The following is a 24,443-nucleotide window of genomic DNA, read 5'->3' on the forward strand; positions in this document are numbered from 1 at the left end:
ATTATTTGGCCAGCAACCCAGGATACAAAACCCCGTCTGCCGAAGGAAAATCAATATTTAGCAACTTCGCGATCAATGGGGCAATGTCCTGCAATCCCATTTCGGGAATAACGGCGCCTTTTTTGATCCCTTTTCCAAATACTACTAAACCCGTTTGGATCTCTTTTGAATCGGGGAAAAAGCCGTGGGTTCCACCGCTCGCGGACCTTACAAAGTCACCCGTTGCGGTGCTCCCGAATGTAAATCCTTGTTTAGGGGCCAGTGCCAATGCCGCATTCGGGTCGGCTCCAACCGCATCCAGCGCGGCGCGATCTTTCACCTCGAACATCGCCTTCTGCGATGGCGTCAATTTGTCGAGTATCTGTTTTACTTTTTCCAAAGTCTTGGTATCCTTCGGATCTTTCAAATGCAGAAACGATGATCCGGCCGAGGCATGGAAATATGCTTTCCAGGAGTCTTTGTTATTCGGGTCGTAAAGGCCGGCCTGGGCGAGCAGGATGTTTGGCGCAATGGAAGAATGGATGTCAACAAAACCGTGGTCTCCGGTAACGATGAAAGTCGTTTTGTCTTTAATCCCCGCTTTTTCAACGGCTTCCATAATGGCTTTAATACCCCGGTCAACGCTCGAAAGTGCGGCTCGAACCTTTTCACCATCACGACCTTCTTCATGCTCGAAATGATCCACTGCAACCAAATGCACGGCCAGGAATGATGGTTTGTATTTGCGGATAATGTACCCGCTCGCTCTCGAAAGGTTATCATCGATGCCGAGGTAATCGCCGTCGAAATCAATTTCTTCCAGTTTGCCGATCGAGTTTTGCTGCACTTCTTCGAAAAAGCCTTTTGGAAAAGAATTTTCATTCAATGCGTTCAACATATCCCGTTTTCCACCTTTTGTTTTTGGCAGATACCAATATTCCGGAATGTTATAATCCGCAGGTCCGCCGAGTGATACCGGCCAGAATACAGATGCCGTTTTCAAACCTTTTTCTTTGGCTGCGCTGAAAATCGTAGGAACCTTGATCGTCTTGTAATCCCAGATCCATTTACCCGTAATTTCAAGCGGCTCCGAAGGTGTGTTGTAGTAAACACCATGTTTGATCGGCTTCACGCCAGTCACCATCGTCGTATGTGAAGGGTAGGTGACCGTCGGGAAAACGCCGGTAACGCCATCGGCATAGGAGCCGGTTTGCATCGCCTGGCGCAGGTTCACCATCGACCAGCTGGGATCTTTGTAAAATTCCGGACGCAAGCCATCGATACTGATCAGGATCACATGGGAGTCCTGGGCGTAGAGTGAGCCGAAAGACAAGAACGTGAATGCGATAATGCTAGCTATTTTATTCATTTTCATTTAATTATCTTTTGTTTGTCAAACTGAGCGCAGTCGAAGTGCGTTACTGCTTGGTGGTAACGCACTTCGACCGCCCGGCGGCCCGGTCCGCTCAGTGTGACAAATTAACTTACTATTTAATAATACCTTACCTCAAATTAAAACGCATACCGCAAACCAATCTGGATCTGATAAGGGCTGCCGTTCAGGCTGGATACACCTGTACCGTTGCTCATGCCGTAGCCGAATTGCTGCTTCGTTTTGTCGAATGATCTGATCGTGTAAAGGTTTTGCTTGCCGAGGTTGGTTCCTACACCCCAGTCTTTGTTCAGCAAGTTAGCTACGTTGAAGATATCCACAGAAGCTTCCAAACCGTGAGTTTTGTAGAAATTGAATTTCTTCGCCAATCTCAGGTCAAATACACCATAGAATCCATTGATACCTCCGTTACGCTCAGCCATTTTGCCCATATCTCTGGTGAGATAATCCTTGATGCTTTGTTCTGCCTCCGGATTGTTAAGGATGGCGTTGATACCGTCGCTGACAACCTTTGGCGTTTCAGGGCTGTTAGGATCATAAATGTAGGGAAGGTCGTTTGAAGAAACGAAATCACCGTTCATGTTACCGCTCACGGCCATTGAATAACGCGTTCCGCCGATACCGGAGTAACGCAGACCGAGTGTTACACCCCAGATACTTGGCGCAGTTCCGTAGAATACTACTTTGTTGCGGAAGTGGTTGTTCGCATAAGCAATGCGGCTCAAGTCGCGTGGATCGTCAGCAACCATCAAATCAAGTGTTGCCGTGTTTGCCACGTTACCATTGTATGAAGTATTGTCTTTCGAGTCGTTCCATGTATAAGAGAATGTGATTTGTCCGTCTTTGAAATAACGGTAAGTACCGTCGATTACCACTGCATACTGGTTTTTCTTGCCATTGCTATTCAGTTCGAGTACGCGGCCTACGTTCTTGGTTTTACGGCTTTCCAACCAGTTTGTAGCGCCATTTTTTTCCGTGATTGTACTCGCAGGTACGTACACGCCACGGTTTGCTTCTGCTGCAATGCGGAAGTAAGGTTCTTCCACCATGTTGCGGTCTACATACATATAGTTGTTACGCGCCCAGGAAGCATAACCGCTCACACCCACACGCAGACGATCGCTGAAAAAGTGGTTGTAAGAGAAGTTCGTTTTATAAAGAACCGGGATTTTCGCGTCAGCGTTGTTCATGTTGATCGTGACCAGACGCTCGATTTTCGGGTTGTTGAACAGGTCAGCACCGGGAGCAGTAGACGGGTCGGCACGGTATCCCGGGAAATCAGGACGTGGCACCTGGTCACCCTGGATTTCAACCGCCGCCACTTTCGTTCCGTCGAACAACATGTTGTTGATCATCGAATAAGGGTTCAACTGTGAACCGAAGACACCCGCGCCAAAACGAACAATGTCCTTGCTTTGCTCATTTACGTCCCAGGTAAATTGTACGCGTGGCTGCAATTGGGTTGTATTGATCTTGTTATCCGTACGCAGTTTCAATTCGTCGAATACGACCTGGCTAAAATTCGCTTTGTTCAGGTACTGGGTGTTATCCAGACGCAGACCAGCGATCATTTCGAGGCCACGCGCAAGTTTGGTCTCCATTTGTGCGTAAAGACCTGTTGCCAGAGAATTAACGATCGAGCTTGGATCTTCCCGCAAATTGATCTCACGGGCGTAACGGTAAGGCGTCTGGTTGTTGAAGTTGTCAAGACCTGTGAAATAGAAACGTCCATTCATTTCGCTACCATAAACCGACTTCATGCGGTTGAACATCACATCAATACCAAATGTGAAGTTGATTTTGCCCGTGTTGTAATAGAGGTTGTTCATCGCCTGGTAAACCTGTCCTTTAAACCATTCAGGCGAAAAACGCTGACCACCGATCTGAATGGCGGTGATATAGTTGTTTGTGCCGGCTGTTGAGGTGACGTTCTCAACGATCGCACGTGGAATGCTGGCCGAAGGAAGCTCCGAGCTTGGGATAACCGCTTCATTCTGATAGAAATGCTGGACCTTAAACTCGTTCGTGATTTTTGGGCTCACGATCGTGCGAAGTGATGCCATTAGGCTGTTATTGAAACGCTTACGGTCGATGTAAGATTCGTACGCATTGATGGTCGTGTTGTCACCCTCCGACAGCTTGTCCATCTCCGTAATAAGGTTGTTGCGGAGCGTCAGAAGGTTCTTCGAATTCAGCTGCCAGTCAATTCTTGCGAAGATCGCGTCAGTACTTTTTGTTTTAGGAAATGAACCGAATTGCGGGTTGTTGGATACGCCGTATTTCGATCTCGCGATTTCCAGGAAATTGTCCAGCGTCGTTTGCGTCACCTTGTTGGCTGCTACATCAGCGTCGGATTGCAGGTTTGCGATAAACAATGGACGGGAATCGGCCTGGTGGTCCCACGCCACAAAGAAGTGTGCTTTGTCTTTTTTTAATGCGCCACCCAGCGACATACCGTACTGATAAGTGGAGAAGTCTTGCGTTCTTTTGTTCCCACGCAAATCATTAGGGCTTGAAAGCCAATCGGTACGCATGAAGTTGAATGCGCTACCTGACAATTTGTTCGTACCCGATTTAGTCACAGTACTGATCGTACCGCCACCCGCGCGGCCCATTGTCACATCGTACTCGTTGGTTACCACTTTGAACTCGCGGATCGCTTCCATTGAAATCGCATAGGCACCTCCGGTTTCACCACCCGCAATCGTGCTCCGGGAGGTCATACCATCGATTGTATAGTTGGTAGAAGATCCCAGCTGACCGCCAAGGCTGTTACCGTTGCTCAATGGAGAAAGCTCGATTAGTGAGGTGAAATTCCGTCCGTTTACCGGCAGTTTGGTAATATCTTTTGCCGTAATTGCAGTGGATGCGCCAAGGCTAACCACGGTATTTTTCAGTGAGTTAGCTTTAATGTCAACTGCATTCAATTCGGTTGCGCTGGTTTCGAGGGCAAAGTTCAGACGAAGCTGATCGCCCTGATTTAATGCATAACCTGTTTTCTTTTGTTCGCCAAAACCAATGTAGGACACGGTAATGGAGTAAGGTGAACCCAGCGGTAATTGCTTGATGATGTAATCTCCGTTTGCGTCCGTAACCGTTCCAGCCTGAAAGCCGGTCGATTCATTTCTTACGAAAACCGTGGCGCCCACAATCGGGCCCTCTTTGGTTTCCGACACCTTTCCGGTGATCGAGGCTTCGTTACCCTGGCCAAAAGTTTGGACAATGGAGTAACAAAGCATTGTGCACAGCACAAGGCAGCGAGTAATTAATCGCATCATTTTCTGTTCGTTTTATTTAATTAATAGTGGCTGATTGGCGGGAAGCCACAACAGGCTTGCACAAACCATGTGGCGGTTTGCTATATACGCATGGAACAAGCCTGGATATTGCGACCCGTTTTATCGGCTGCAAAAGTAGGTCGGCAATGTTACCGGTGCGTTAACGCGAGATTATGGTTGGGTTAAGATGAAGGTCCGGACGTCCCGCGCCGATCGATTTCCGCACACCAATTTTTTGATCATGAGGAAAAGGTTAAAATACCCGGGTTGTTTGCTTTAAAAATCAATGTAATCAAATCATATGATCAGCACTTCTCCATTACTTAAAACTACTGATACGCTCACCGCATCGCAAAAGTGGCGGCTCGGGTTTGGGTTCGCCCTCATTTATCTGCCGATGCGCATTTATATGAACCTGCTGCATATCAATCTGGACGAATTCCTGCATAAGCTGCCGCTGTGGATCATGGAGATTTTTGTCAGCGTATCGTTTTTTACGTTGTGGATACATGTGATCGAGCGGCTGCAACAGTTTGTTTCCGGGTTTTTAGGCGAACAGTTTCTGGATCAGTTTAAGTTTTTCAATCAATTTTTTACCCTGGTCATTGCATTTGGGCTGGCTGTCATGTTTAATTCCGGCTTTCGCATACTCTGGCATTATATGGAAGCCATTTGGGAAAATCAGCCTTTTGAATTTGCGCCCGTGGTACTGGATGACGCGCGGCTGCACCGGAGACGTGCGAACACCGCCATTACTGTAATGGCTTTAATGGGCGCCTACTACCTGGCTTCAAACAAACGCGCCAACCAGAAATTACAGCAAGTGCATATTAATGAAGAACGTCTTGAAAAAGAGAATATTAAAGCGCATTTCAGTGCATTGAAAAATCAGGTGAGCCCTCATTTCCTGTTTAACAATTTCAGTGTTCTTTCGACGCTGATCGAAACAAATCAGGAGCTGTCGGTTGAGTTTGTAAACCGGCTTTCGAAAGCGTACCGGTACATTCTTGAACAATCGGATTTTGAGACCATTAAGCTAAAAACAGAGATTGACTTTCTGGAAACTTACATGTTCCTGCTCAAAACGCGTTTCGAAGACAAGATCCGGCTCGACATCCGTATTTCCGCCAGGGAGATGGAAACCTATTCCATTGTGCCGCTTTCGTTGCAGCTGCTGATCGAGAATGCGGTGAAGCATAATCAAATGTCAGCCGATAATCCGCTGGTGATCACGATTTCACGCGAAGATGATTTTATTGTCGTGAGCAACCCGATCCGCAGCCGCCAGCTGGCCGAGCCCTCCACCCGGCTCGGACTTCAGAATATCGTGGACCGGTACAAACTTTTGGTTAACAAACCGGTGTCAATTTCCGCCGGACAAAGTGATTTTATAGTAAAAATACCCCTGATTTAATGAATGTATTGATTATTGAGGATGAGGCACTGAGCGCAACCAGACTGCAAAATCTGATCAACCGGTATGACCCTGAAATAAATATCCTGGCAAAAATTCCCTCCGTGAGGGAAAGTGTTCAGTGGCTGGGAAACGAGAATCATGTAAAACCCGACCTGATTTTCCTCGACCTGCACCTGGAAGACGATCTCGGTTTCCGGATTATAGATGAACTGAAACTGACTATTCCGATCATTTTTACGACGGCGTACAGCGAATATACACTTCGTGCATTCAAGGCCAACAGCGTCGATTACCTGCTCAAACCCATCGATCAGAACGAGCTGGTGTCTTCACTGGACAAGTTTAAAAGCCTGGAAATGAAGAGAAGTTCAGCTCCGGACCTGGCTGCATTTATTTCATCATACCTGACTTCCGCCGGGCAGGATACTTTCAAAGAACGGTTTCTTGCCACGGCCGGAACGAAAATGTTCAGCATTAAGACGGTAGACATCGCGTATTTTATCATCGAGCAAAAAGCAACGTTTCTCAGAACGTTCGACGGAAAACATCTGGCAATGGAATATAGTCTGGACAAGGTTTTTCAGCTACTGGACCCGAAGCTGTTTTTTAGGGTCAACAGATCGTTGATAATCTCTTTAAACAGTATTCAGGTGATTAATTCCTTGTCCGCCGGACGCTTAAAACTTGAATTGGCACCCTCGACGGCTCAGGATGTATATGTCAGCGCCGACCGGATTGCAAACTTCAAGCAGTGGCTCGGAAAGTAAAATGCATCTTTACGAAATGTGTTCCGCAACAATTTCCAGTCATTCGACATCAAAAATCAGTCATTTAATGCTTTTTATTTAGTCGGAAAAAGAGTGGGTTTTATTTTAGGTTTCATCATCAACCTAAGTAAATCCTATTCCCATGGAACGACTCGACGAAAGATTAAAGAAGCAATTGTCCCCGGATCAACTTTCCAGCCTGAACCGTATCCGCGCGTGTGTTCAGAAACTGGTTAGTATGGGCGGAAAGTTTACAGGGAAAGATATTTCGGATGAATTGAATTTGTCGGAGTATAACATCAACAAAATTTTAATCAAAGGCACGGGCGAAACCTTGAAAATCCTCATTTCAAAATGCAGAATGGCGCATTATGAAAACCAACAGAACACACCTCAAAAAGCTGCCAGCCTGGGCACCTGCCTAAGCTGCAGAAAGAGAGGTTTCGATCTGGCGAGGTTATCCATTAAATCGGTTAGCCTGCGGTAAATTGCTCATGTAGGGCTGCGGATTGCTCCTTAATCTGCCAGCTCGATCCAGGTAGGGGCGTGGTCACTTGTTTTTTCCCAGCCTCGCACGTACGTGTCCACCCCCGCACTCAATAGTCTTTTATCGATTTCCGGACTCAGCAAAAAGTGATCGATGCGTAAACCGGCATTTCGCCCGTACGCGTTTCGGAAATAATCCCAGAATGTGTAAATGCGCTCATCCGGGTACAGTTTTCTGATCGCGTCAGTCCAGCCCTGGTCCACCAGTTTGCGATAAGCCTCCCGCACTTCCGGCCGGAACAAAGCGTCGTCTTTCCAGCTTTCCGGTTTGTACACATCCATTTCAGTCGGCATTACATTGTAATCACCTGTGAGTATGACGGGGACTTTATGGGAAAGCAGCTCTTCCGCATGGGCGGTGAGACGCTCGAACCAGCGTAGTTTGTAATCGAACTTTGGCCCCGGCGAGGGATTTCCATTTGGTAAATACAAGCAGCCAATGACCATGTCATTGATGATCGCCTGGATGTAGCGACTATGCAGATCTTCCGGTTCGCCGTCCAGCCCCCGCTGCATCTCGGTGATTTCCATGTTCCGGGCAAGTATCGCGACACCATTCCAGCTTTTTTGTCCCTGCCAGATCGCATTATATCCTGCATCCCTGATCGCCGTTTCCGGAAATTTTTCCTGCGGGGCTTTCAATTCCTGCAGACAAACGATATCCGGTTCGGCTTCTTCCAGCCACCGAAGCAGCACAGGTAAGCGTCCATTCACTCCATTTACATTATAGGTGGCGATTTTCATAGTAAGCTATCGGTATGGTCGGTGTGATTACGGTTTTAAATGTAAGATCAAAAGCTGTGCCCTTTACTTTTCCGCACCGTGGAATGGATTTTTAGGAGCTGAATAAATCCATTTTTTTTATGAAAAATAAAAAATCCATCCTGGTACTGGCGGTGATCCTGATACTTGGAATTGGAGTCTGGCTTTGGTTCAGATCTCCGGGCGCTGATTCGGCAAAGCAGAAAACAGCAGAGAAGCTGACACCGCAGATAAAAATAGCAGCACTTTCCTTGAAGGATATTGATGAGGAACGGATCAATATGCAGGCGAGTGTTCTGATCGATAACCCATTGCCGGTCGGCATTAAGGCGAATGGGCTCCGGTTCACTGTATACATTGATTCGATCAAAGTCGTTGAGAATCATTATAATAAACCTATTTCTATCGAATCGTCGGATAGCTCGGTGATCGAAATCCCCATGCAGGTTTTAGGTAAGCCGCTGATCAACCTTCTGAAGTATTTTACCGCGAATAATATCGACAGCGCCGACTATTCCTTCAATTCCGTACTCCAGCTGGACGTGCCCATCGCCGGTGAAAAAGATATTAAAGTGAAGACCACGAAACGGCTCCCCGCCTATAATTTTCCGACGATTAAGATCAAAGATGTGGATTTTCATGCCCTCGACCTCAAAGGAAAAGGAGTGGACCTGGTCGTTTCATTTTATAATCCCAATGTGTTTACCATTAAAGTTCGTAATCCCACATTCCGGTTTGAAATGGAAGATGCGATGGAAATGGAGGCGATCCTTCAGAAAGTGATTAACGTAGCACCGAAGACGACCCAGGAAATCGCCATTAATGCCAAGCTGATAGAAGGTAAATTATTGAAAAGCGGCTGGAAAATCTTAATGGACAGGAAGGATACCAAGTTTGTGGCGAAATTCAAAAGTAAGATCGAGTCGGACATGAAAGCCATTGATAATGGCAATTTTAGTGCGACCATCCGTGGTAATATGGAAGAACTCTTGAATATGGTTGGTAAAAAGTAATACGGTTAATAAAAAATAGCGTTTCCGTAATTTTTATTGGAAATTTCTGAATATATGCAACGGTAGCCGCTCCGGACGGTGTCTGTATGTAAGAAGGTGAAAACGATTATTCCCATACTTTTTAAACGCATTATTCCATGAAGAAACGGTTATTTTCTGCATTGACTTTATTTTGCGCGTGCTGGTTGGCTTCCTGCTCACATAAAACCGTCGAAAAAGAAGATGTAGTGGCAGAAGAATTCGACAAGGAAAGATTTTACAGTCAACTGGGTACCACCCCTTTTTACATTTCAAAGGCTTACAGGGTAGTCGGAAAGGATACTACTGATCTTTTGAAAGACTCCATTATGGTGTTGTACCGGGATGCAGTGCTGCTCACTTTCTGGGCAGGTTCCGGATCGGCCGGCGTGGGTGAGGTTAAGTTTTATGGCGGTTCTGTTTGGAAAAATCCTCCATTTCAATTTCCAGCTCCTCCTACTGCCAGGGCATTTCATACGAACATGAAATTTTCGCGGCCTACCAGCATGCATTTCAACTGGGATGAAACGAAAAAGACAGTTGTAGTAACATCTTCGGGCCCGGATGATGTATTTCGCATGGTACCTCCGGGGAAAAGCGCCTATCTCGACACAAGCCGGTATCATTACACGTATGATTTTGAAGCGGCAAAAGCCGGAGTGGATCAGTCTATGACGTGGATCTACGAGGATTATACGATTGTGATGAAACCATGTTACGTATTTTATATAGATCCTGATAGCGCTTCCTGGGAAAGAGGTGTTGTCGTGTTTTAAGTTACGTTTCCTTCCTCTATCAGTGTTTTTTTAGAATAACCCAATATCTATCGTGAAAGTCTGGACTGTCATCGTCATTACTATTTTGTGGGCAGTATCCTGTAATCAGGTCAATGATTTAAACCCGGTTGATCCCGGTACCGATCCGACAGAAGCAGTTAAGGTCGTCAAATCACGGTTTCCAAATGCGAAGGACCTGGTTTTTAAGACCATCATGAGCAGTAAAGTATGGGAAGTGGGGTTTAATCTTGAAGCCGATAAGTATACTTCCCTCGTCGATCAGACCAAAATGTGGGAGACATTCAGGTCCAATGCCGATACGGTGCCTGCGTTGCTGCAAGATCTTATGCCCGGTTCTGTTTTTATAGGTGGCGTTTTTTCGGACAATGCCGAAGACATTGATTTTTATCCGACATCGGAGCGGCGGCACCGGCTCATTTACAAATTCAACAATACCGATTACTCGTTTGACTGGCGCCGATATCAGGGTACCAATTACAGGCCGACAAATGCGACGTTCGAATTGATTAAATACCATATCCCCATCAGCAAAATGGAAGATTTTCCTGAAGAAATCAGGACTTATATGGCCGGCAAAAAAGAATTGACTTTGGTAGGGGGAGAAGCAAGGGTAATGCTGAATTACGAAAAGCAGTACTGGATGCAGGTCTTCGTCAAAAGAAACAACCAAGATTATGTGGGTTTTCTTATTTTCGATGAAAAAGGCAATCTGAGATGGATGAGCCAAGACTTCACTGATAACGCCACAAATCTGGAAACGCTACCCAAGGCCATACAACGCGAGCTGGACCGGTCTCCCGAATTGCAGGGGTTCAAGTATATGTCGCCGCAGTATGATAGATACAAAGGTGAATATGACGGAAAGTTGAGCTACTACCTGAAATTGACGAGTCCAAGCTATTCCCAGGTCTGCGAGCTTTACTTTGATCAGGAAGGAAATTTGTTAAATAAAAGATATTTTGTGAGTTTTTAAAGAAATTCACGCTGACGTTCGCTTACTCCGTTCCCTTTTTTCTAAACATGAAGTTTTTCGGCTCGAAAAAATACGATAGCCTGACCCAGTTGGTGACTGCCTGCCAAAGGTATGACCCGTCTGCACAGACTGTATTCTACGACCGGTATAAATCGAAGTTGACGGGAGTGTGCAGGCGGTATGCGAAAACGGTTATGGAGGCGGATGATATTTTTCAGGAAGCGTTTATTCGGATTTTTAATAATATACAAGATCTGAAAGACCCGGAAGCTGCCGATAGCTGGGTAAAAGTGACCGTGATCCGGACTGCAATCAATTACTATCACCGCACTACAAAAGCTCAGGAAATGCTTGGATCGCTGGATCAGATGGAAATCCAACTCGAATCGGATGATTATGAAAAGATGATTGATCAGCTGAATGTCAACGATTTGCTTACAATCATCAATGAGTTGCCGGACAAATACCGGACCGTTATCAACCTTCATTTGATCGATGGTTACTCACATGTAGAAATCGGCGAAATGTTGTCCATGTCCGATGCCACGGCACGATCGCAGTTTATGCGGGGACGAAATATGCTTTTAAAAAAGTTGGAATCAAAAGGGATAGTGCATCATGAAAACTTCTGAAGAGAAACTGAACGAGGCATTGCGGGAAGCCCTTAAACGCAAATTTGATGATTTTGGAGATCAGCCAAACCCATCTTCATATAACCTGATCCGTGCGCGCCTCAAACAACCGCGTAACTTCAAATACCTGTTTTTTACCATTCTGTTCGTCGGATTGTTTGTGGGCTCCATTGTAATTGATCAGCACTGGGTAAGGCAGAAAAACGCAGTGAATTCAAAATCAGTCAGCCAAACGGAAACAAATGACAAAGTCTTGGATAGCAATACTACTACTTTGGATGGCAGTGCCGCAGAGAAGGAAAATGCTATTTCATCAACTGCAAAAACGGCGTCCGCAAACTTTAAAACGAAGAGGGCCGACTTAGCCGCAAAGTCGCCCGTTGAGAATTCTGTACAACACATTTCCGAGCGGAAGGTGATGAAACAGTCTGCTACATTAGCTGAAACACCCGCGTTTCAGGAAAAACAGGAATCGGGCGTCAGTACTTTGCCGGATCAAAATGCAGTTTTAGAAAACACGCAACTACTTGCGAATGAGATTGAAGATGAGCCGGAAGCAACGAGATTGCCGGATGTAAATAGGTTGAATCCGGAAGCGATGAAGTTTGAAAAAATGCATATCCCGGAAGTAGCGCTATCCGGTGACATAAAGACATCTAACGCTATACATGCAAATTCTACAAAGGTGGGCTGGCTTCTGAATGTAGCCAGCTTGAAAACGTATCAGATCATTACGGTACCAAAAACCAATGGTCGCGATTTTCAGAATTTCAAATTTCCGTCTGCCTTTTCGCTTGAAACGCTGGGGTACAAAGTGAGCGGGGGATTTGAGAAAAATGGATTTCAGTTTATGCTGCATTATAGTCTTTTCAGACAGTCTTATAGCTATGAAATTGCTGGAAATGAATACGTTGTGCATGCCGTCGATGGGAAGGATTTCCAGGTCGTGCGACGGGGGATGGTCGTAAATGAGAACCGGAAAATGGAATTGTTAGGTGTCGGGATCAACAAACAGGTTTTGTGGGGCAAATCTCCTTTGCGGAAATATTATGCGACCGCCGGGCTGGAATACTCACGCACATTGAGTGGAAGTCATGATGTCGGCTGGATCAGCGTGGGGGCCGGGAAGCAAATTCCGTTGAACAATCAGGTGCTGATTCATGTCGGACCTTATGCAGAATTCAGTCCGGTGAAAGTGCCCGGCAGCGGCGATCCATTCTATTATCAGCCATACCGGGTTGGTATTTCCCTGGGATTAAAACTAATAAAGCCCTGAAATTTTTTCCAGGGCTTTTATTAACATCATTTCTAAGCTTTTGCTTTGGATTTCAAATTGTATAGTCCAATCGCAAATGCACTGTATGTCTTCAATATGAATGGCGGGATAATGAAATCCCGGATCACTTCTTTTCTGCGTTCGCCTTGCGGTTTTCCCATATCGAGATACTTCAATGCGAATTTCAGTTTCGACCAATAGTCATCCTTATATTGTTTGGCAAACAGCAATTTGTAATAATAGGTAGCGATATTCTTCCGCAACACTGCATCGTATTTATAATTGAAATGCTTATTGATGTTGGAATAAAGCTGAATGCGGTTAAACAGAAAATCGGAACTATAATGATTATCAGCGAAACTCGCGCCGCCTCTGTTTTTCCTGTACACCGACATTACCTCATCAATGTACCCGATCGGGCCGCGACTGGCGAACATGATGTTGCGAGGGATATCGCCGCTCGTCGAAAGGTTTGTCCATTCCGGATCCGGGTTTCGCGCAAATTCCTCCCGCCGGAACATCAGACTGGATGTAGCAATAAAAGTGAGCTCATCCTCGCCAATCAAATCATCAAGCGTTATTTCGGCTTTTTTTAATGGATTTACTTCCTCGGGCGGCGCCGAATTATCATCGTAGATCACCATTGCATTGTGGAAACTGGCGGAGTAATGCGGATTTGCGTCCAACATTTCCACTTGTTTCTGCAGCTTGTGAGGCGAAGTAAGATAATCGTCGCCGTCGAATTGTGCGATGTACTCACCCTTCGCAATGGCAAAGGTCTGAAGGGCATTGAATTTGCCATTCAGACCTAAGTTTTTTGATTGCAGCAGCAACCGGATTTTATCGGGATAACGTTGCTGGTATTCTTTCAGAATCGCAGCGGTATTGTCTTTTGAACAGTCATCACCTACCACAATCTCAAAGTCAAATGTGGTCTGCTGCATGAGCAGAGAATCCAGCATCTGGCCAACGAATTTTTCATGATTATAGGTAATCACGCAAACACTCACTCGTACCATAACAACTCTGTTTTATTTAAAAACCTGTTCCACCTGCTCCTGTTTCGGAAAACCAGGGAATAACAATTCAGGGGTAGGTTTATAAATGTAGGGGAGCGGAAATCCACGATCTACGAAAGTCGGTTCCTCAAGATTATTAAAACGGAACTGCGAAGTCCAGCGGATGTGCGGGGTCACGTTTGTTCCCGAACGGTGAACGGTGAATGTCGAGAAAATCAGGATGTCGCCAGCTTCCAATTCCAGTTGTTTGAAATCATCTTCCGGAAGTTCTTCCTGAATGCTGCTGATGTAATCCACGTCGCTGCCGGCAAACAAACCTCTTTTGTGACTTCCCGGAAGTACCTGTAATCCACCAAGATCCGTATCGCAGTCCACAAGTGGGAACCACATTACGATGCTATCCAGTGAACCTTGTCCGCCGCGCCAATCCTGGTGCGCGCCCAGTTTCCAGTAATCCTGTTTTTTAGCCAAATGCCGGCTATTGAACATCATGGCTGGCCTTACTGCGATAATCGGGTAGGATAAACCTATTGATTGAAGTAATTCGGTAATACGAGCGTCGGTTCCTAGTCGGTGCAGGGAAACCAGGTGCTGAACTTGCTTGCCTGTATTGACAAATGCATCGAAATCCTTTTGAAAGAACTCGTACATGCCGGCTTCAAATTCATCCTGGTTATTAATATCAACCTTTTTCCCGATTGTACGTTCGATCTGATAAGCAAAGACACCGCGTGCTTCATCGTAAATGGCTGTGATCTCTTCTCTCGTAAAAAACTTACGTACAACGATGTAACCATCCTGGAAATATTGTGTTTTCAGGTCCGTTTTGTTAATGTGCGTTTCATTCGTCAGGCTGACATTATCCATGTGTATTTTCCCAATTTTGTGTTAAAAAGCTGATATAATAGATTCCCAAAGGTAACTCAATTGTTCGTTAGTTAGAATTTTTCCAAACTGATAAAAATCATATTCCGGTATTTTTCGCGCGAACGGTGGTCTCAAAACTTCAAATGATTGTATAAGCCTGCATATAAGTCCGTTTGCGACCCGGTAGAAGCCAGCAGATCGTGCGGATAGCCTAATTCGATGGCCGAAACCGCGTCGAGTCTTTTGAAAACTTCGTCTGTTAATATTACTTCCCGACTAGCCAGGTTCATTTGCAGTTGAGCTTCGTGACGGATCCCCAAAACCGGGATCACCGTGGACCTTTGTTGCATAATCCATGCCAGCGCGATCTGCGAGGGCGTTACATTCAATTCTTCTGACAAGGTTTTGAGTTCAGTAGCAATGCGAATGTTCCTTTCCGAAAAGCGTGGGCTGTTCTCACGAAGCCTGCCCGTTTCACCATCGAGGTATTTGGCAGTGAGAACTCCATTACCGAGCCCGCCCCAGGCTGTCACCGAAATACCCAATTCTTCAGCCATCGGCAAAAGGTCTCTTTCCGGTGCCCGCTGGATCAGGCTGTACTCAATTTGAATGGCTGAAAACCGGTTTAATCCTCTCCAATCTGCCGTCGTATTTGCCTGACTGATCACCCACGCCGGCGCATTCGAGATACCCAAATGCAGCACTTTTCCACTGCGTACCAGATCGTCCAGCGCCCGCAAAACCTCCTCGACCGAAGTCGTGAAATCCCAGCTGTGCAGCCAGAGAATATCGATGAAATCGGTGTCCATCCGTTTAAGGCTTTCCTCCAAGGAACGAATCATATTTTTGCGGTGATTACCCGAAAAATTCAAATCTCCGGCCCGGTCTTTCAGTGAATATTTAGTGCCGATCACGTGGCTGTGACGGTCGGGTTTTACGAACTCGCCCAGCCATTGTTCGCTCGTTCCGTTGGTATACCTATTGGCCGTATCGAAAAAATTTCCTCCTGCATTTACAAATGCGTCAAAGATCTGTTTGGAAGTCACTTTATCAGCTCCCCAGCCCCAATCCGTGCCGAATGTCATGGTGCCGAGGCAGAACTCGGAAACCCGTAAACCGCATTTCCCGAGTACGCGATAGTTCATTGTCTGCGGATTGACATTCGTTGTATTTTCTTGTCCGGCGGGCTGTTTACCCAACAAATTCTTAACCCAGTTAGCCATGTTGTGTGGTGAAAAATTTCAGGTTTTGAGCTGAAATGAAAAGATGAATGTCTTTACGACTGACGTAAAGCACAGTTTTCAATATTACTTTATGCAAGACGATAATCAAAGAAATTATTTCCAGGAGTTGATAAACGGCGGGTTACCAGACACATCATTCGAAAAAAAACTCAGTAAAATTTGCGTAGCCAAATGACTTCATATATATTCGTAGTCAAATAACTACATAATGAATTTAAGACGGGACGTATTTCAGGCCATAGCCGATCCAACAAGGAGGGCCATACTGTTGCTGGTTGCCACGCAAACCATGACAGCCGGCGCAATCGCCGCCAATTTCGACACCGCGAGGCCGACGGTTTCCAAGCATTTGTCGATACTTACCGAATGTGAATTATTGCAGCAGGAGCAGAATGGAAGGGAGGTTTACTATCACATCAATGCAAAAAAAATGAAAGAAGTAGCCGATTTCATCGAACCGTTCCGCAACATGTGGGACGACCGGTTTAACAAACTGGAAGCCATCATGAAAAATTATAAACCCAAAGAATAATGGAAAGAAAAACAAAAGTCGCTGCCGAGGGCGGCAAACAGGAAATCGTCATTACCCGGGAATTTGACCTGCCGCTGGATCTGCTTTTCAAAGCCTATGAGGAACCTGAGATCGTGGCGCAATGGATGGGGACGAACGTGTTGAAACTGGAAAATAAAAAGCACGGCGCGTATCAGTTTGAAACATCCGATCCGCAGGGAAATGTCATTTTCCGGGCAAATGGCGTATTCCCCGAGTTTATCCCAAACCAGAGAATCACGCGGACATTTGAAATGGAAAATACCCAATTTGCGATCCAGCTTGAATTTCTGGAATTTGAAAAGCTAACAGACGAAACCAGCAAACTTACCATGCAGATCGTCTATAAATCAGTGGAACTCAGAGATCAAATGTTGAAAATGCCTTTCGCCCAAGGTCTGAATATGGCGCATAACAGGTTGCAGGAAGTGGTTAATGGGCTCAAATCGTAATTCATTATTCAAAGCAAAAAAATCATGACAAAGAGAAACAAAATCATTTACTGGGTCGCAACACTCTGGCTTTCATTGGGAATGGTGTCCAGCGGAACCGTGCAGATTATCAAATTAAAGGAGGAAGTGGATATGATGACGCATTTGGGTTACCCGCTTTATTTTCTGACAATCATTGGCGTCTGGAAAATGCTGGGCGTAGTAGCTGTTCTCATTCCCAAATTTCCATTGGTAAAAGAATGGGCATATGCCGGATTTTTCTTCGCCATGACGGGCGCCGTTATTTCGCACATCGCCGCCGGTGATGGAGCGAAAGAATTTTTCGGTCCGGTATTGCTTATTGTTTTGACGGTGGTGTCGTGGAATTTCAGGCCGGATGGTAGGAAGCTGTTAGCTGTTAGCTGTTAGCTATTAGCTTTTATCCATAGAGCGCCAGATCGTGCACCATTTTTTAAGGATCGGACCAGCTCCCCGTAACCGTGGGATCGCACAAGTTCGAGAAATTCGGCCTGGCATGGCGTTACTGGCATCATGAGTGGTAATGACTGACGCGCATCACTTGCTGCGTTGCCCGAATGTGCATTCGAGTCGACATTTGAACCAGTTGCTGTTCGCATGTTAATTGGGTTGAAGTGTATAGAAAAGGAGAGGTCACTGCGAACTTCATCACGATGTTATCATGACCCGGCCCCGGAACTTTCACCCGTATGCCTCTCCAAAGCCTTTTTTGGCCAGTATAATAATAATGTTAACATATAATTGTAATGAAATTCGCATGGCAAATATAGAAGATTATCGGAACCTACAACAGGTACTTTCGAAATGCGGAACCGCCGAGTTGGATATGCGGCTAGCTGCACTTATCGTGCGGTAGAAATCGTCAAATTTTAATTAGAAAAAAGTCTATTGACACTTTAAATTTTTATTCGTGGCCATTGGTGCATTCGTGGCTACAAATAGGTTAAGCCACGGATGCACGAATATTCACGAATAGTATGAGCACAAATAAAAAACAACTATCCACAGACCAAACCTCGGAACTTCTTGAAACACTAAAAACCCGTTTTGAGAAAAACAAAGCCCGCCATAAGGACTCGGATTGGTCGAAAATACAAGCCAAGCTTGAAGCCAATCCCGCTAAACTTTGGACGCTGGATGAAATGGAAGTGACTGGCGGAGAGCCGGATGTGGTAGGATACGACAAGAAAACGGACGAATTTATCTTCTTCGATTGTTCACCAGAAACGCCGAAAGACCGCAGAAGTCTCTGCTACGATCGCGCGGCCTGGGAGTCGAGAAAAGCGAACAAGCCAGAAAATACTGCCATGGATGTGGCCGCAGAAATGGGCATTGAACTTCTAACCGAAGAAGAATATCAGCAGCTGCAGCAACTTGGAAAGTTCGATCTCAAAACATCGAGCTGGTTGAAAACGGAGCCTAATGTGAGAAAACTCGGTGGCGCCATTTTCGGTGATCGCCGCTTCGACAGGGTTTTTATTTATCACAATGGCGCGGATTCTTACTATGCAGCCAGAGGTTTTAGAGGGTCGCTGAGAGTTTGAAAGCCCCAAACCCCTAAAGGGGCTTACACATTGCAAAATAAAAAAGCCCCTTTAGGGGTTTGGGGCAAATGACCAACATACCTAACAACAACTAACAACCCCCTAACCACCAACCCCATGACACTAAATGAAGCCTTAAACCAACTCGAATCGCTTGGCACTGAAAAGATGCGGGATTTCAACAAAAAACACGGAGTCGGGGAGAACCAGTTTGGCGTTAAAATGGGTGATATACGCACTGTCGCCAAAAAAATTAAGACCGATCATGCTCTCGCGTTGGAGCTTTGGGATACCGGAAATATTGACGCCCGGTTTCTGGCGATTTTGATTATGGATCCCAAAAAACTGTCGAAAGAAGAGCTTGCGAAAATGGTGAAATCCGAAAAGTTTACACATGTTGCCGATTGGCTATATTCCTATGTGATAAAGGTTTACCCGGATACCGAACCTTTGCGGAAAGAATGGACGGAATCGGACGATGTGATGTGTGCCCGCGCCGGATGGAGTTTAACCAGCGGTTGCGTGTCCCGGAATCCGGAGATACTCGACCTGCTAGCGCTACTCGACCGGATCGAAAAGGAAATGCCAAATGCGGCGCCCGAAGTACAATGGACCATGAATTCGACGCTCGCCAATATCGGGATCAAATTTCCGGAGCATCGCGCACGCGCATTGGCCATTGGCGAGAAGCTGGGGATTTACAGAGATTACCCGGTTTCCAAAGGATGTACGTCCCCGTTTGCCCCGATCTGGATCAATGAGATGGTACGCCGGCAAGCGATCATATAGTTGGTATGATAAAGTGATTGAAGCTTTTTTCAATGGGTAACAAAAAGGATTTCTCCATATCGCAGGTCGGGCAGCAGTAAGTTTCGGGTAAGTCTGCAAATGCAGTCCCGGCAGGGATGTGATTGAGTTCATCACCAAATTCCGGATCGTAAACCGTAAAGCAATCCGGGCATTGGTGAATGATGCTAATGGGTTGATCTCTAACTATATGCTCTTCAATCGCGGGGATAAAACTTTGCGCAGTCTCAACCGTGCGTAGGTTACTAAACCGCATGCAAAGCCGTTCGAGCTGCCAGTTGAGATGGATCCCAAACAAACCTTTTTGGAACAAAATGTGGTTCCGGCTGTTCGGGTTAAAATTTTCCGTGTGGTACAGGTCATATACATCAATAATACCAATACCTGCAATTTTGAATAAATGTCTTTTCTTAATCAAAACTGAGCCAAAAACTTCCGATTTGCTACGCGTTTGTATGCCGAAACAAAGCCCGAATGTGCGGGTATCCTGCTTTTCAAAATGTCGGATCGCTTTGGATTTCAATGCATTACCATCGCCGGGATAATCTTCGGTTTGCCAGGCCAGTTCATTGGCCGCGTGTCTTACATTGATATTATGTCTGCCAAGAATATTGCTCCATTCATTCCGGTCCTGATCTTCAATGCCTTTGATAATAATTGATTTCCAGGGCGTTGTGCAGATTTCTCCAGTGCGTGTTTTGAGACAAAGTGCGCAGATATCGAGCAGAAATTCAATGGGAAACTGTTCATCACGCCGGTACAACCCAAGCCAGGTACGCGCTTCGTACCGATTGAAACCTTCGTAATAGGGTAGAGAAAACCGCGGCAATTCGAGATCCTGTGCTGCCGGTTGCGAAACATAGTTGAGTCGTTCCTGAACTGCCTGATAAAGAGCCGATTCAGTTGTCAGATTCTCGTCCAGCATTAGTTCGTCCAGCAACCTCGAAACTTTCCCGATTTCACTGGTGTAAATCAGTTCTTTCCATTTAAAAACCGCATTACTCTGTTTCGGACGGATGTATAAAAACCAGAAATGGGGCTCGCCGGAACTCACAAAATTGAGGTTACCCGTAAAAAACGGTGTGAAACTCTGATTGGAATCGGAAATATTGATTTTAAGTCTGGGTTGAAAATCAAATGTATCAAGCACGGAATGGTACTCGCCCGCATTCAGCCATTGACCGGTTTTGAAAACTTCTTCGCCGCAATACGAGCTGATGATGTTGGGAAAACGGTCCGCATTGATCTCAAAATTCAAATCCAGCTTCTTTAATTCCGTTTCCAGAAAATGCATATCCTCATAATGCACCGTCATCAGCATTTGCTGCCGCGACCCAAACCGCACTTTTCGCACATGCGCGGCCCAGGCCGCCGAAAGTACCTGTTTCAAATGCCCCGGCGAGGCAATGCCGCCGGGCAAATTGACCTTAATATGATAGTAATCCCGCATGATTTTCAGATTGAAACGGCTTCCCTCATTTTTTCCAAAATAGACCTCACTTCCGGCCTGCATGACCCGCATCCGGTTCCCGCCCCCGTTTTCTGGCACAACGATTGAAAATCATCACAGCCGGATTCAATGGCCTTTTCAAGGTTTCCAAGCCCGACATTGTTGCAGGAGCAAACCAGTTTTCCCTCCAATGCTTCCGCTTTCTGGCTCGATCTTAGCAATTGCAAACGTTTTTCCGACAGCTCAACACCTTCCGAAATCAGTGATTTGAACTCCGTAAACTCATTTTTATCCCCAACTAAAATCGCCCCGACAAGCTTGTCGCGGTGCACAATGCATTTCTTATAATACCTTTTTGATGTATCCGTAAACACAATCTGCTCATATTCAGGATCGTTCGCCGGAGCTTCGATCATGCCCATGCTGCACAAATGCAAACCTTCCATTTTCAAAATGTTCATGGATAGACTGCCTTTATATGGATTCGAAATGTCGCCCGCCAGATACGTCGCGATGGTTTCGGCTTGTTGCTCGGCTGCGAGTGTGATCCCCCACATTTCCCCGTTCCATTCCGCAATTTCACCGGCTGCAAAGATTTCAGGATCAGAGGTTTGCAGGTAATCGTTTACAAGAACTCCCCGTTTGCATTCCAGTCCGGCCTGATGCGCAAGCCCCGTATTTGGTACTGTCCCAATCGCCATGATCACCACCTGACAAGCAATTTTTCGCCCCGATTTCAACCGGACACCTTCCACATTTTCCGAGCCGTAAAACGTCGCGATTTCATCGTTGAAGTAGGTTTCCATATTTCTGTCCGAAAGTTCCTGGTACAAAAGTTCGCTTCCCATCGGATCGAGCTGGCGTTCCATAAACCGGCCGCTGCGCTGCACCACGCTCACTTGTACATTCATTTCGCGGAATGCGGCGGCTAGTTCAAGTCCTAAAATTCCTCCGCCGGCAATCACGGCATGTGGGTTTGGCTGTTGCAAAAAGGGTAGGAGCGAGTCCGCATCGAGCCGCGAACGCATGTTGAAAATCCCATTGAGCTGCGGTACACCTTTTGGCATAAAGGCCCTGCTGCCGGTTCCCAGGATGAGTTTATCATAGTGATGTTCCGTTCCGAGATCGTCCACGACAATCTTATTATTCCGGTCAATGTGGGCAATGCCGATTCCTTTATGGACGATGATGTTATTTTCTTCGAACTGATCTTCTCGGAGCTTCACCAGCTGCTCCCAGTTTTGTGCGCCCAAAATGTAATCCGGCAGCAAAACCCGATTATAGAATGGATAAATTTCTTTGGAAAAGACATGAATTTCGTCTTCACGATTTAATGTCCGGTATTTATTTATAAAACCCAAACCCGCCGATCCTGCGCCAATAATGATGATTTTCTCCACCGGTTTTTTATAAACTGACACCTGTATTGCGGAAAATTTAAAATCCGGTTCTTTCGATTTCGGGTCGACTAATGCATTCGTCAGGTTATTCGCGCGGACGTCGTTCTTACCCAGGATCTTGCCCCAATGCATGGGTAAAAAGCACAGGCCTGGCCGAACATCTTCCGTAATCTGCACTTTCACGCGCACTTCTCCGCGGCGACCATGGACGATAGCCAGTTGACCATCGTATAAATTCCTTTCTGTGGCGTCTTTTGGATGTATTTGTAAAAAAGGCTGCGGACTATGTTTATTTAATTTTGCAACCCTCCCGGTTTTGGTCATGGTATGCCACTGGTCGCGGATCCGGCCGGTGGTTAGTACCAATGGAAAATCACTATCCGTTGGTTCTGAGGTATTTTCATCGTCTACCGCGTGGATTTGTGCTTTTTTATTTGGGGTATAAAACTGATGATCTGCAAAAAGCTGTTTGTTCGTTTTACTATCCGAAAATGCATTTTCCGAAGCCGGCGCTGGCCACTGAATACTTCTGTTCTTTCTTAATAAATCATGACTAACCCCCGAAACATCGATGTTCGTTCCGGCTGTAATCTTCACATATTCATCATAAACTTCCGACGTGGTACTATACCTGAATGCATTACCAAATCCCATTTTATCCGCAAACCGCCAGATGATTTCAGAGTCGGGTAATGCTTCTCCCGGCGCGTCCAGGGCTTTTGGCAGATAGGTAATGCGTCTTTCCGCATTCGTCATCGTTCCGTCTTTTTCAAGCCACGCCGCGGCGGGCAGCACCACATCCGCCATTTGTACTGTTTCCGCACGAGTGGAAACATCCTGAACGACCACGAAACGTGCTTTTTTCAATGCGTTTTCCGTCACATTTACATCCGGCATACTCACCAAAGGATTGGTATTAATGATCCAGATCGCTTTGAGACGGTCATCCGCGAGTGCCTCGAACATTTCGGTCGCGGTAAGTCCGGGTTTGTGAGCAATGTGTACCGGAGTTTGCCAGAATGCCTCCATTTCTTCCCGGTGTTTTAGGTTCAATATTTCGCGATGGCCCGGCAGAATATTGGCTAATCCGCCCGTTTCCCGTCCACCCATGGCATTCGGCTGACCAGTCAATGAAAATGGGCCGCTTCCTGCTTTACCGATCCTTCCGGTAATTAAATGCAGGTTGATGAGCGATAGGTTTTTGTTAACCCCGATCACCGATTGGTTTAGCCCCATGGTCCAGAATGAAAGAAATCCATTTGATTCTCCGATCCATTTGGCAGTCAGTTCAATGTCTTTTGCCTCAATGCCACAGATCTCGGCTGCTTCCGCAATCGTACGTTGCATCACTTTGTGTGTGTATGCTTCGAAACCGTCGGTATGATCGGTTATAAAATCAATGTCGATGCACGCGTTTTCAATCAATAACCTGCCTATCGCGTGATTAAGCACGATATCGGTACCGGGCTGGATCTGTAAATGGAGATCCGACGAACGTGCCGTATCCGTTTTCCGGGGATCGACGCAGATGATCTTAACATTCGGATTCGCCGCTTTATGCGCTTCGACCCGCCGCCAGATAATAGGATGGCACCAGGCTGGATTTGCGCCGGTAACATACAGTACATCGGCCGCTTCGATGTCGTCATACGTCACCGGAACGGTATCCTCGCCCAATGACATTTTATAACCCACCACCGCCGAGCTCATACAAAGCCGTGAATTGGTATCGATGTTATTGGATCCGATAAAACCTTTAATGAGCTTATTTACAAGGTAATACTCTTCGGTAAGGCATTGTCCCGATACATAAAAGGCGACCGAATCGGGCCCATATTTTTTAATAAATGTTTTGAAAACCGCCGCAGTCCGTTCCAATGCATCGTCCCAGCTCACCCGCTGCAAAGGCATCGAACGGTTCAGCCGCATTTGAGGGTAAAGCAGCCGGTCCGACTGATCCATGACCGTATAATGCAGGTTCATGCCTTTGGAACAAAGCATTCCTTTATTGGAAGGATGGTCTTTGTCACCTTCCAGACTCAGCTGCCCGTTCGCTTCCTTTTTCACCACCACACCACAACCCACGCCACAATAGCAGCAGGTAGATTTGAAGGAGTTCGCCGAGGTTTTCATTTTTTGTTTGTAGTTGGTTGGTATTGACCTGGCAAGTCTTAAAGACTTACCAAGTCTGGTTTCGGTTTATCAGGAGGCTCCTCCGGAGCCCAAACCTGGTGTGTGTCG

At 46.1% G+C, this 24,443-nt stretch carries 21 protein-coding genes; 13 read left to right on the forward strand and 8 right to left on the reverse strand.

Annotated elements, in window-relative coordinates; all coding sequences use genetic code 11:
• Position 1 precedes the first annotated feature (1 nt).
• Positions 2-1,348, reverse strand: a complete 1,347-nt coding sequence (locus LZG72_RS02690) for an alkaline phosphatase family protein (protein WP_233867198.1) — start codon at positions 1,346-1,348, stop codon at positions 2-4.
• 143 nt (positions 1,349-1,491) lie between these two features.
• Complete coding sequence (locus tag LZG72_RS02695) at positions 1,492-4,650, reverse strand: TonB-dependent receptor (RefSeq protein WP_233867200.1); 3,159 nt, start codon at positions 4,648-4,650, stop codon at positions 1,492-1,494.
• A gap of 301 nt (positions 4,651-4,951) precedes the next feature.
• Here LZG72_RS02695 and LZG72_RS02700 point away from each other — a divergent pair, with 301 nt between their 5' ends.
• The 3 genes from LZG72_RS02700 to LZG72_RS02710 all read left to right on the forward strand — a co-directional run bounded on the left by LZG72_RS02700 (position 4,952) and on the right by LZG72_RS02710 (position 7,321).
• A complete protein-coding gene (locus LZG72_RS02700) occupies positions 4,952-6,064 on the forward strand; it encodes a sensor histidine kinase (RefSeq protein WP_233867202.1) in 1,113 nt (370 codons plus the stop codon).
• A complete protein-coding gene (locus LZG72_RS02705) occupies positions 6,064-6,834 on the forward strand; it encodes a LytTR family DNA-binding domain-containing protein (protein ID WP_233867204.1) in 771 nt (256 codons plus the stop codon). Before LZG72_RS02700 ends, LZG72_RS02705 begins: the two co-directional genes overlap by 1 nt.
• Positions 6,835-6,976: 142 nt before the next feature.
• Entirely contained in the window at positions 6,977-7,321 is a 345-nt protein-coding gene (locus LZG72_RS02710) for a hypothetical protein (RefSeq protein ID WP_233867206.1), read from the forward strand.
• Between the two features lie 29 nt (positions 7,322-7,350).
• On the opposite strand, the gene xth is transcribed toward LZG72_RS02710, so the two are convergent.
• Positions 7,351-8,124, reverse strand: coding sequence for an exodeoxyribonuclease III (xth, locus tag LZG72_RS02715; protein WP_233867208.1), 774 nt, complete (start codon positions 8,122-8,124; stop codon positions 7,351-7,353).
• A 119-nt stretch (positions 8,125-8,243) separates the two neighbouring features.
• Here xth and LZG72_RS02720 point away from each other — a divergent pair, with 119 nt between their 5' ends.
• From LZG72_RS02720 to LZG72_RS02740, 5 genes are all read left to right on the forward strand, one after another.
• The gene (locus LZG72_RS02720) at positions 8,244-9,155 is read left to right on the forward strand and encodes an LEA type 2 family protein (protein ID WP_233867210.1); all 912 of its coding nucleotides are present in this window, start codon (positions 8,244-8,246) and stop codon (positions 9,153-9,155) included.
• Between the two features lie 137 nt (positions 9,156-9,292).
• Positions 9,293-9,949 (forward strand): hypothetical protein, encoded by a 657-nt coding sequence (locus LZG72_RS02725; protein ID WP_233867213.1) that lies wholly within the window; start codon positions 9,293-9,295, stop codon positions 9,947-9,949.
• Between the two features lie 52 nt (positions 9,950-10,001).
• Positions 10,002-10,943 (forward strand): hypothetical protein, encoded by a 942-nt coding sequence (locus LZG72_RS02730; RefSeq protein ID WP_233867216.1) that lies wholly within the window; start codon positions 10,002-10,004, stop codon positions 10,941-10,943.
• Between the two features lie 47 nt (positions 10,944-10,990).
• A complete protein-coding gene (locus LZG72_RS02735) occupies positions 10,991-11,575 on the forward strand; it encodes an RNA polymerase sigma factor (protein ID WP_233867219.1) in 585 nt (194 codons plus the stop codon).
• Positions 11,562-12,851: a hypothetical protein gene (locus LZG72_RS02740; protein ID WP_233867223.1), complete on the forward strand. Its 1,290-nt coding sequence runs from the start codon at positions 11,562-11,564 to the stop codon at positions 12,849-12,851. Before LZG72_RS02735 ends, LZG72_RS02740 begins: the two co-directional genes overlap by 14 nt.
• A gap of 32 nt (positions 12,852-12,883) precedes the next feature.
• Here the strand turns inward: LZG72_RS02740 and LZG72_RS02745 are convergent, their stop codons facing one another.
• From LZG72_RS02745 to LZG72_RS02755, 3 genes are all read right to left on the reverse strand, one after another.
• On the reverse strand, positions 12,884-13,870 hold the full coding sequence (locus LZG72_RS02745) for a glycosyltransferase family 2 protein (RefSeq protein ID WP_233867225.1): 987 nt from the start codon (positions 13,868-13,870) through the stop codon (positions 12,884-12,886).
• Between the two features lie 12 nt (positions 13,871-13,882).
• Positions 13,883-14,737, reverse strand: coding sequence for a phytanoyl-CoA dioxygenase family protein (locus tag LZG72_RS02750; protein ID WP_233867228.1), 855 nt, complete (start codon positions 14,735-14,737; stop codon positions 13,883-13,885).
• Between the two features lie 131 nt (positions 14,738-14,868).
• Positions 14,869-15,960 (reverse strand): aldo/keto reductase, encoded by a 1,092-nt coding sequence (locus LZG72_RS02755; protein WP_233867231.1) that lies wholly within the window; start codon positions 15,958-15,960, stop codon positions 14,869-14,871.
• Between the two features lie 229 nt (positions 15,961-16,189).
• Here LZG72_RS02755 and LZG72_RS02760 point away from each other — a divergent pair, with 229 nt between their 5' ends.
• The 5 genes from LZG72_RS02760 to LZG72_RS02780 all read left to right on the forward strand — a co-directional run bounded on the left by LZG72_RS02760 (position 16,190) and on the right by LZG72_RS02780 (position 19,334).
• A complete protein-coding gene (locus tag LZG72_RS02760) occupies positions 16,190-16,513 on the forward strand; it encodes a helix-turn-helix transcriptional regulator (protein ID WP_233867234.1) in 324 nt (107 codons plus the stop codon).
• Entirely contained in the window at positions 16,513-16,983 is a 471-nt protein-coding gene (locus tag LZG72_RS02765) for an SRPBCC domain-containing protein (protein WP_233867237.1), read from the forward strand. Before LZG72_RS02760 ends, LZG72_RS02765 begins: the two co-directional genes overlap by 1 nt.
• 24 nt (positions 16,984-17,007) lie before the next feature.
• The gene (locus tag LZG72_RS02770; RefSeq protein WP_233867239.1) at positions 17,008-17,391 is read left to right on the forward strand and encodes a DoxX family protein; all 384 of its coding nucleotides are present in this window, start codon (positions 17,008-17,010) and stop codon (positions 17,389-17,391) included.
• Between the two features lie 587 nt (positions 17,392-17,978).
• Positions 17,979-18,545 carry a DUF4256 domain-containing protein gene (locus tag LZG72_RS02775; protein ID WP_233867241.1) on the forward strand — a complete coding sequence of 189 codons (567 nt, stop codon included), beginning with the start codon at positions 17,979-17,981 and terminating at the stop codon, positions 18,543-18,545.
• A gap of 117 nt (positions 18,546-18,662) precedes the next feature.
• Positions 18,663-19,334, forward strand: coding sequence for a DNA alkylation repair protein (locus LZG72_RS02780; protein ID WP_233867243.1), 672 nt, complete (start codon positions 18,663-18,665; stop codon positions 19,332-19,334).
• Here LZG72_RS02780 and LZG72_RS02785 read toward each other — a convergent pair.
• Together LZG72_RS02785 and LZG72_RS02790 are read right to left on the reverse strand one after the other, a co-directional pair.
• Positions 19,327-20,802, reverse strand: a complete 1,476-nt coding sequence (locus LZG72_RS02785; protein WP_233867499.1) for a rubredoxin — start codon at positions 20,800-20,802, stop codon at positions 19,327-19,329. The two genes, LZG72_RS02780 and LZG72_RS02785, sit on opposite strands and share 8 nt — an antisense overlap.
• Positions 20,803-20,807: 5 nt before the next feature.
• Positions 20,808-24,335, reverse strand: a complete 3,528-nt coding sequence (locus LZG72_RS02790) for a nitrate reductase (protein WP_233867245.1) — start codon at positions 24,333-24,335, stop codon at positions 20,808-20,810.
• Positions 24,336-24,443: the final 108 nt, after the last annotated feature.

This window comes from Dyadobacter sp. CY323 (genome assembly GCF_021390245.1).
In the GTDB taxonomy this organism is placed as follows: Bacteria; Bacteroidota; Bacteroidia; order Cytophagales; family Spirosomataceae; genus Dyadobacter.